The sequence below is a fragment of the Sandarakinorhabdus cyanobacteriorum genome (assembly GCF_002251755.1).
Classification (GTDB): domain Bacteria; phylum Pseudomonadota; class Alphaproteobacteria; order Sphingomonadales; family Sphingomonadaceae; genus Sandarakinorhabdus; species Sandarakinorhabdus cyanobacteriorum.
Map to the genome: position 1 here is coordinate 47,066 of NZ_NOXT01000122.1, position 8,527 is coordinate 55,592.

The window sequence follows — 8,527 nt, forward strand, 5'->3', positions numbered from 1 at the left end:
CGACCGATGACCACCCTGCCCGTCTTCACCGCCAGCGCCGAAGAGCGCGCCCGCATCGCCGAGATCGGCATGTATCGCCCCGAGCTGGAGGGCGATGCCTGCGGCGTGGGCCTGGTGGCCGCCACCGATGGCCGGCCACAGCGGCGGGTGGTGACGGCAGCGATCGATGCGCTGAAGGCGGTGTGGCACCGCGGCGCCGTCGATGCCGATGGCAAGACCGGGGATGGCGCCGGCATATTGGTCGAAATCCCGGTCGATTTCTTTCACGAGCATATCGAACGCCACGGGCAGAAGCCGGTCGCCGGCCTGCTCGCGGTGGGCCAGGTCTTCCTGCCGCGCACCGATCTGGGCGCGCAGGAGGCCTGCCGCACCATCGTCGAATCGGAAATCATCGGCTTTGGCTACAAGGTCTATGGCTGGCGGCAGGTGCCGGTGGACATCAGCTGCATCGGCGACAAGGCGATGCAGAGCCGGCCGGAGATCGAGCAGATCATGATCGCCGGGCCCAGGCCGAACGGCGACGATGCCAAGGAGCAGTTCGAGAAGGATCTGTTCCTGATCCGCCGCCGCATCGAGAAGAAGGTGATCGAGGCGCAGATCCAGGGCTTCTACTTCTGCTCGCTGTCGTGCCGCACCCTCATCTACAAGGGTCTGTTCCTGGCTGAATCGCTGAGCGTCTTCTATCCCGACCTCAACGACGAGCGCTTCGTGTCGCGCTTTGCCATCTATCACCAGCGCTATTCCACCAACACCTTCCCGCAATGGTGGCTGGCGCAGCCGTTCCGCTGCCTTGCCCACAATGGCGAGATCAACACGATCCGCGGCAACACCAACTGGATGAAGAGCCACGAGATCAAGATGGCGGCTTCGGCCTTTGGCGAGCATTCGGAGGATATCAAGCCGCTGATCCCGGCCGGCGCGTCGGACACGGCGGCGCTGGACGCGGTGTTCGAAGCCTTTGTGCGCTCCGGCCGCGATGCGCCGACCGCCAAGCTGATGCTGATCCCGCAGGCCTGGCAGCAGGACCCGACGCTCGATCCCGCCACCCGCGCCATGTATGCCTTTTTCGCTTCGCTGATGGAGCCGTGGGATGGGCCGGCGGCGCTGGCCATGACCGATGGCCGCTGGGTGGTGGCGGGGCTGGACCGCAACGCGCTGCGACCCATGCGCTATTGCCTCACCCGCGATGGCCTGCTGATCACCGGGTCCGAAGCCGGCATGGTGGTGGTGCCGGAAGCCGATGTGGCCAAGAAGGGCGCGCTCGGCCCCGGCGAGATGATCGCGGTTGATCTCGATGCCGCGCCGTCGCGTTTTTACAGCGATGCCGAGATCAAGGCCAAGGTCGCCGGCGCGCAGGATTATGCCGCGCTGGTCGCCGGCTTCACCAATTTCGAGGATCTGCCCGGTAGGGCCAGCCCGGAACCCGGCCCGGCCTTTGCCCGCGATGAACTGCGCCGCCGCCAGATCGCCGCCGGCCAGACGCTGGAAGACATGGAGCTGATCCTGGCGCCGATGGTGGAAGACGCCAAGGAGGCCGTGGGCAGCATGGGCGATGATGCCCCGCTGGCGGTGATTTCCGAAAACGCCCGCAACCTCAGCCATTTCTTCCGGCAGAATTTCAGCCAGGTCACCAACCCGCCGATCGATTCCCTGCGCGAAACCCGGGTGATGAGCCTGAAGACGCGCTTTTCCAACCTGACCAACATCCTGGACGACGAAGCCACCCAGGCCGGCGTGATGGTGATGGATTCGCCGGTGCTGACCAACCGCGACTGGGATGTGCTGAAAGGCCATTTCGGCCGGCAGGTCGCCGAGATTGACTGCACGTTCGACATCAACGGCGGCCCCGCCGCGCTGCGCGCCGCCATCGCCCGCATCCGGGCCGAGGCGGAAACCGCCGTGCGCCAGGGCAAGACGCAATTGTTCCTGACCGACGAGCATCAATCGGCACAAAAGGCCGGCATCGCCATGATCCTGGCGACGGCGGGCGTGCACACCCACCTGGTGCGCAAGGGCCTGCGCACCTATGTCTCGATCAACGTCCGCTCGGCCGAGGCGCTCGACACCCATTATTTCGCCGTGCTGATCGGCGTGGGTGCCACCACGGTGAATGCCTATCTGGCGCAGGAGGCGATTGCCGATCGCCACGCCCGCGGCCTGTTCGGCAGCATGTCGCTAAGCGATTGCGTCGCCCGCTACAAGAAGGCGGTGGACGATGGCCTGCTGAAGATCATGGCCAAGATGGGGATCGCGGTGATCTCCTCCTATCGCGGCGGCTACAACTTCGAAGCCGTTGGCCTGTCCCGCGCGCTGGTGAATGATTTCTTCCCCGGCATGCCGGCCAAGATTTCCGGCGAAGGCTTTGAATCGCTGTTCATCAACGCCCAGCTGCGCCACGACAAGGCGTGGGACGAGGATGTGATCGCCCTGCCGGTGGGCGGCCTTTATCGCTGGCGCGCCGGTGGTGAGGCGCACGCCTGGAGCGCCCAGCTCATCCACCTGCTGCAAACCGCCGTCAGCCGCGACAGCTACAGCGATTATCAGAAGTTCAGCCGCGGCGTGCAGGCGCTGCCGCCGATCTCCCTGCGTGACCTTTTGGATTTCGTGCCGGGCACCAAGCCGGTGCCGATCGAATCGGTCGAATCGGTCACCGAAATCCGCAAGCGCTTCGTGACCCCGGGCATGAGCCTGGGCGCCCTGTCCCCCGAAGCGCATGAGACGCTGGCGATTGCCATGAACCGCATCGGCGCCAAGGCGGTGTCGGGCGAAGGCGGCGAGGATCGCAGCCGCTTCACCCCCTATGCCAATGGCGACAACGCCAATTCGGTCATCAAGCAGATCGCCTCGGGCCGCTTTGGCGTGACGGCGGAATATTTGAACGCCTGCGAGGAGATCGAAATCAAGGTCGCGCAGGGCGCCAAGCCCGGCGAGGGCGGCCAGCTGCCCGGCTTCAAGGTGACCGAGCTGATCGCCAGGCTGCGCCACTCCACCCCCGGTGTGACGCTGATCAGCCCGCCGCCGCACCACGATATCTATTCGATCGAGGATCTGGCCCAGCTCATCTATGATCTGAAGCAGATCAACACCCGCGCCCGGGTGTGCGTGAAGCTGGTTAGCAGCGCCGGCATCGGCACGGTTGCGGCCGGCGTTGCCAAGGCCCATGCCGATACCATCCTCATCTCCGGCAATGTCGGCGGCACCGGCGCCTCCCCGCAGACCAGCATCAAATATGCCGGCACGCCGTGGGAAATGGGCCTGTCCGAAGTCAACCAGGTGCTCACGCTCAATGGCCTCAGGCACCGGGTGAAGCTGCGCGCTGATGGCGGCCTGAAGACTGGCCGCGACGTGGTGATCGCCGCCATTCTGGGTGCCGAGGAATATGGCATCGGCACCATGAGCCTGGTGGCCATGGGCTGCATCATGGTGCGCCAGTGCCATTCGAACACCTGCCCGGTGGGCGTCTGCACGCAGGACGATGCCCTGCGCCAGAAGTTCGGCGGCTCGCCGGAAAAGGTCATCAACCTGATGAGCTTCATCGCCGAAGAGGTGCGCGAGATTCTCGCCCGCCTCGGCTGCCGCAGCCTCGACGATGTGATCGGCCGCACCGAACTGCTGCGCCAGATCAACCGTGGGGCCGAGCATCTCGACGATCTCGACTTGAACCCGATCCTCGCCAAGGTCGATGCGCCCGATGCCATGCGGCGCTGGGGCCTGGGCAACGGCCGCAACCCGGTGCCCGACAGTCTGGACGCCGAAATGATCCGCGACGCCGCCCATCTGTTCGAACGCGGCGAGAAGATGCAGTTGGCCTATACCGTGCGCAACACCCACCGCGCCGTCGGCACCCGGCTGTCGGGCGAGATCACCCGCCGGTTCGGCATGACGGCGCTCAGCCCCGGTCACGTCCATATCCGCCTGCGCGGCTCGGCCGGCCAGTCGCTCGGCGCCTTTGCCGTGCAGGGCGTCAAGCTGGAGGTGTTCGGCGAAGCCAACGACTATGTTGGCAAGGGCCTGTCGGGCGCCACCATCGTGGTGCGGCCGATGGTGTCGAGCACGCTCGCCAGCCAGGACAATGCGATTGTCGGCAACACCGTGCTCTATGGTGCCACCTCCGGCCAGCTGTTTGCCGCCGGCCGCGCGGGCGAGCGCTTTGCCGTGCGCAATTCCGGCGCGACCGTGGTGGTGGAAGGCTGCGGCGCCAACGGCTGTGAATATATGACCGGCGGCACCGCCGTGATCCTGGGCACCACCGGGGACAATTTCGCCGCTGGCATGTCGGGCGGGATGGCCTTCGTGTTCGATGCCGATGGCGGTTTCGAACGCCGGGTGAACCGCGAATCGGTGGTGGTGCAACGGCTGGCCAGCGCCCATTGGGAAGGCGTGCTCCACGGTCTGATCGAAGCGCATGTGGCGGAAACCGGTTCGAAATGGGCCGCCGGCCTGCTCGCCGAGTGGGACCGCACTCGCGAGCGCTTCTGGCAGGTGTGCCCGAAGGAGATGATCAGCCGCCTCGCCCACCCGCTCAGCGACGAGAGCAGCGCCATCGCGGCGGAGTGAGGCCGGCTCTTGAAATCGGGTCCTTCACTGCCATATATTTGTAAGACAGTTGAAGGACCCGACGATGGCCAAGAGCAATGATCCGCTGATCGAGAGCCTGATGCAGCTGGCGGTGACCGCCGCCCCGCTGATCCGAAAGGCGCGCGAAAGCGGCATTTTCCGCACCGAAACGGTGGTGGAAGCCGAAGTGGTGAAGCCCGAGGCCCCAAAGCCGCCGGAACCGCCGAAAGCCGAAGCCGCGCCGGTGGCCCCAGAGCCGCCGCCCGCCTCGGCCGCGCCCGATCCTTCGGTTGCGGCGATGCAGGACATCATCGTGCGCCAGGCCCTGCGCATCAACGAGCTGGAAGCCGAAGTGGCCGCGCTGAAGGCCAAGGCGGCCAAACCGGCGAAGCCCAAGGCCAAACCGCGCGCCGCCAAGGCCTGAACATCCTCCCCCTGTGGGGGAGGTGGCAGCCGCAGGCTGACGGAGGGGGCCGCCAAACGCGGTCGCGCCAGTCCCCTCCGCCCTGCGGGCACCTCCCCCAGCGGGGGGAGGATCTACGTCACCCCTTCTTGAACAGCACCTTGCCGCGCTGCTCGACATAGAGCTTCTCGAACGTCGCCGGATCGAAATAGGCCTCAACCCGGCCCGTCTCCGGCATCACGCCATAGACTTCATAGCAGCCGCCATCGACCTTGGCCTTCGCCACCGTCCAGCCCTGCTTGGTCAGCTCGGCCTTCAGCGCCTCGATCGGCTTCATGTCGGCCGGCTTGACGTTGCATTTCAGCTTGCCGGTGGCGAGCGCCGGGCCCGCCATCACCGCAGCCGCCACGGCCGCCATCATCATCACGCGCATGTTCATGCCTTTCTGCTTGCAGGAAAAAATCGCACCAGTTGCAGCCCGCCAACCACGCCGGCCACGGCCATCGCCAGGCTGAACGCATCGTGCACCACCGCCATATGGGCCAGCGCCAGCACCGCCGCCGGCAGGGCCAGGCGCTGCACCGGCTTCCACGCCCGTTTCAGCACCCGCATCGCCGCATCACTGCTGGCCAGCGCCGGCAACAGCATCAGCGCCAGCGCCGCCCAGCCGGTGAGGATACCGGGCGTGAAGGCTTCATCGGCAATCAATGCCCATTCGCCGCCCGCTTCGGCAAAGCCGCGCATCGCCAGCACATAAAGCCACAGATGCACGCCGCTGGCGCCAAAGGCCGCCAGACCGATGCCGCGCCGCAGCCACAACAGTCGCGCCAGTGGCCGCCACATCCGGGCCAGCGGCGTCATCACCACGGCAATCGCCAGCCAGGCCATCGCCCAGTTGCCGCTGGCCGCCACCAGCGCATCCACATCGGCATCCGGTGCCGCCGCCTGCCACCACAAGCCAGCCAGCGGCGCCATCAGCACCGCCCACAGGGCCAACAAGGCAAGTCGCCGGGTCATCGCCCAAGGCCTAGAGTTGTTGCGAACGATTTGCAACAGGCGCGTGGATGCACCCGCCTCTTTCCAAGCCGGCAAACATGATTATGACAGGATGAAATGTGGCGACTTTACCATTTCACCCTCTGTCCGTTCAGCCGCAAGGTGCGCTTTGCCCTGGCGGTGAAGGGCGTCACCCACGAGCTGGTGCAGGAACGTCCGTGGGAAAAACGCCCTGAATTCACCGCGATGAACCCGGCCGGGCAAACCCCGGTGATGCGGCGCAGCGATCTGGGCGGCACCGATCTGATCCTGTGCGATTCGGTCGCCATCACCGAACATTTCGAAGAAGCGCTGGAACGCACCCCGCTGCTTGGCGCCACACCCGAAGCCCGCGCCGAAACCCGCCGGCTGGTCGCCTGGTTTGATCAGAAATTCTATGCCGAAGTGAACGCGCCGCTGCTGGCCGAACGCATGTACAAGCGCGCCGTGCTGAAGGGCGCGCCGGATGGCGGCATGATCCGTCAGGCCGGGCGGATGGCCGACATGCACCTGGATTATATCGATTTCCTGCTGGAACGCCGCGCCTGGATCAGCGGCGGCCAGTTCGGCCTCGCCGATATCGCCGCCGCCGCGCATCTTTCGGTCGCCGATTATCTCGCCGGCCTGGAATGGGATGGCCATGAACCGGCCAAAACCTGGTACAGCGCCATCAAATCCCGCCCCACCTTCCGGCCGCTGCTGGCCGAACGGCTGGAAGGCCTGCCCCCGCCCCCGCATTACGACAAGCTCGACTTCTGATCTGTTGATGCCGGGCCTGTCGAGGCACGCTCCAGGCGCGGTGCGTGCCTCGACAGGCTCGGCATGAGCGGTTGGGGTTTGCCCGGCAAAAGCCGGTGATTGGTTGACGGCCGGGCCCACAACCGCCAAGTCTCAAAAAAACGCCTTTGGGGAGAGGCCCTTTGCCCGTCGATGCCGAAGCCCGCGCCCGCCGGCTGCTGATCGCGTTGCTGTTCGTCGGCACTGCGCTGAACTATGTCGACCGGCAGGTGCTGGCGCTGCTGAAGCCCACGCTGGAAGCCGAATTCGGCTGGAGCGATCAGGAATTCGCCCACCTCGGCAGCGTGTTCCAGCTCTCCGCTGCCTTCGCCCTGCTCGCCGTCGGCTGGTTTGTTGACCGTTTTGGCGTGCGCCTTGCCTATGGCATCGCCGTCGCGGTGTGGAGCGCGGCCGGCATGGCCCACGCCGCCGCCGCGAACGTGAGCCAGTTTGTCGTCGCCCGCTCCGTGCTGGCGGTGGCGGAAAGCGTCAACACCCCCGCCGCGGTTAAGGCCGCCGCCACCTATCTGCCGCTCACCCAGCGCAGCTTCGGCCTTGGCATGGTCAACACCGCGCCCAACATCGGCGCCATCCTCACCCCGCTGCTGATCCCGCCACTCGCCCTCGCCTTCGGCTGGAAGGCCGCCTTCCTCGTCACCGGCGCCCTCGGCTTCGTCTGGCTCGCGCTGTGGATCGGCGGCACCCGCCGCCTCGCCCCCGTCGGCGTCGCCAAAAAGGCCGCACTCGACGGCAATTGGGCGCAGCTTCTGTCCGACCGGCGCACCTGGACGGTGGTCGGCGCCAAGGCGCTCACCGATTGTGTCTGGTGGTTCGTCCTCTTCTGGTCCACCGATTTCCTGGTGAAAACCTTCGGCCTCACCCAAGCCGAAGTCGGCCTGCCCAGCGCCCTCATCTTCGCCCTCGCCGCCGTCGGCGCCTTCAGCTGCGGGCTGCTGTTCCCCGCCCTCCTGAAACGCGGCATGAGCATCAACAAGGCCCGCAAAACCAGCATGGCCCTCTATGCCGTGCTCATCCTGCCCATCCCGCTCGCCCTCCAGGCCCCCAGCGCCATGGCCGCCGCCCTCATCATCGGCCTCGCCCTGCTCGCGCACCAGGGCTTTTCCACCAACATCTTCGGGCTGGCCGCCGACACCGTCCCCCCCGCCCGCGTCGCCAGCGTGATGGCCCTGGGCGGCGTCGCCGGCAACCTCACCGGCACCGGCATCATCGAACTCACCGGCTGGTGCCTGACGAACGGGGTGGGTTACTGGCCGATGTTTGCTATTGCAGCAGGCGCGTATCTGACGGCGCTGGCGTTCATCCATGTGATGCAACCGGTCATCCGCGCGGCGGACGAGGGGTAAGGCAAGAGGGCCTCCGGCGGGCAGGGTCGCAGACCCTGCACCCGTCAGTCTTTACGCCGCCCTTCCTGCACACGTCGCTCCGGACTCGATCCGGGTCCCGCCTCCCAATCGCTACCTCCCTGCCTTCGAATAGAGGAATTGTTAACGCTTTCCCGGATTTTGAGATGTCAGTTTTTCCTCGCGGCTTTCAACTGTGCCAAGATCGCAAGGGCTTGGGGAGGAATGGTCGTGTCTCCAATTGCGCGCTTGATAAGAACGATTTGATGTTCGGATTCGGCGCCAACGTTAAGCAGAGCATCATAGGCCTTGCAACCAAGCGCTACGATTCTTGAGGGTGCCAAAGCACGGACCTGACCCGCCTTATTCATGAGCCTTCCTGTCAGGGCGTTGC

7 protein-coding genes are annotated in these 8,527 nt (G+C 65.9%); 4 read left to right on the forward strand and 3 right to left on the reverse strand.

All coding sequences use genetic code 11. The annotated features are described in order from the left end of the window. Positions 1 to 6 precede the first annotated feature (6 nt). Positions 7 to 4,557, forward strand: coding sequence for a glutamate synthase large subunit (gene gltB, locus CHU93_RS13930; protein WP_094474770.1), 4,551 nt, complete (start codon positions 7 to 9; stop codon positions 4,555 to 4,557). A 64-nt stretch (positions 4,558 to 4,621) separates the two neighbouring features. Then, positions 4,622 to 4,981, forward strand: coding sequence for a hypothetical protein (locus tag CHU93_RS13935; RefSeq protein WP_094474771.1), 360 nt, complete (start codon positions 4,622 to 4,624; stop codon positions 4,979 to 4,981). 118 nt (positions 4,982 to 5,099) lie between these two features. On the opposite strand, the gene CHU93_RS13940 is transcribed toward CHU93_RS13935, so the two are convergent. Next, positions 5,100 to 5,399: a PepSY domain-containing protein gene (locus tag CHU93_RS13940; RefSeq protein ID WP_094474772.1), complete on the reverse strand. Its 300-nt coding sequence runs from the start codon at positions 5,397 to 5,399 to the stop codon at positions 5,100 to 5,102. Then, positions 5,396 to 5,977 (reverse strand): ferric reductase-like transmembrane domain-containing protein, encoded by a 582-nt coding sequence (locus CHU93_RS13945; protein WP_094474773.1) that lies wholly within the window; start codon positions 5,975 to 5,977, stop codon positions 5,396 to 5,398. The genes CHU93_RS13940 and CHU93_RS13945 overlap by 4 nt, the downstream gene beginning before the upstream one ends. 96 nt (positions 5,978 to 6,073) lie before the next feature. Here CHU93_RS13945 and CHU93_RS13950 point away from each other — a divergent pair, with 96 nt between their 5' ends. Together CHU93_RS13950 and CHU93_RS13955 are read left to right on the forward strand one after the other, a co-directional pair. Then, positions 6,074 to 6,754 (forward strand): glutathione S-transferase family protein, encoded by a 681-nt coding sequence (locus CHU93_RS13950; RefSeq protein WP_094474774.1) that lies wholly within the window; start codon positions 6,074 to 6,076, stop codon positions 6,752 to 6,754. A 161-nt stretch (positions 6,755 to 6,915) separates the two neighbouring features. Continuing rightward, positions 6,916 to 8,136, forward strand: coding sequence for an MFS transporter (locus CHU93_RS13955; RefSeq protein WP_094474775.1), 1,221 nt, complete (start codon positions 6,916 to 6,918; stop codon positions 8,134 to 8,136). Between the two features lie 167 nt (positions 8,137 to 8,303). Here CHU93_RS13955 and CHU93_RS17780 read toward each other — a convergent pair. Further along, on the reverse strand, positions 8,304 to 8,527 hold a 224-nt coding region (locus CHU93_RS17780), incomplete at its 5' end, for a hypothetical protein (RefSeq protein WP_207759284.1).